The organism is Mesorhizobium sp. WSM4809 (assembly GCF_055811655.1).
Map to the genome: position 1 here is coordinate 1 of NZ_JBVVQW010000064.1, position 561 is coordinate 561.

The 561-nt window shown below is 61.3% G+C and carries 2 protein-coding genes; both read left to right on the forward strand.

All coding sequences use genetic code 11. The annotated features are described in order from the left end of the window. Positions 1-222, forward strand: a 222-nt coding sequence (locus AC0L24_RS33860) for a co-chaperone GroES (RefSeq protein WP_473565094.1), incomplete at its 5' end; no start/stop codon positions are given. 64 nt (positions 223-286) lie between these two features. Further along, positions 287-561, forward strand: a 275-nt coding sequence (locus AC0L24_RS33865) for a TCP-1/cpn60 chaperonin family protein (protein WP_473565096.1), incomplete at its 3' end; no start/stop codon positions are given.

The following is a 561-nucleotide window of genomic DNA, read 5'->3' on the forward strand; positions in this document are numbered from 1 at the left end:
GGCGGGATCATCATCCCCGACACGGCAAAGGAAAAGCCGCAGGAAGGCGAGATCATCGCTGTCGGCTCCGGCGCTCGTGACGAAGCTGGCAAGCTGGTCCCGCTGGACGTCAAGGCCGGCGACCGCATCCTGTTCGGCAAGTGGTCGGGCACCGAAGTCAAGCTCAATGGCGAAGACCTTCTGATCATGAAGGAATCCGACATCATGGGCATCATCGGCTGATATCAGGCCTTTCCCCGTCAACTGAATTCCCGGGCTCGATCAAAGCCCCTGCCAGGAGCTAAAAATGGCTGCCAAAGACGTAAAATTCTCCCGTGATGCCCGCGAGCGCATGCTGCGCGGCGTCAACATCCTCGCCGACGCGGTGAAGGTCACGCTCGGCCCCAAGGGCCGCAACGTCGTCATCGACAAGTCGTTCGGCGCCCCGCGCATCACCAAGGACGGCGTCACCGTCGCCAAGGAAATCGAGCTTGAAGACAAGTTCGAGAACATGGGCGCGCAGATGGTCCGCGAAGTTGCTTCGAAGACCAACGACATCGCCGGCGACGGCACCACGACCGC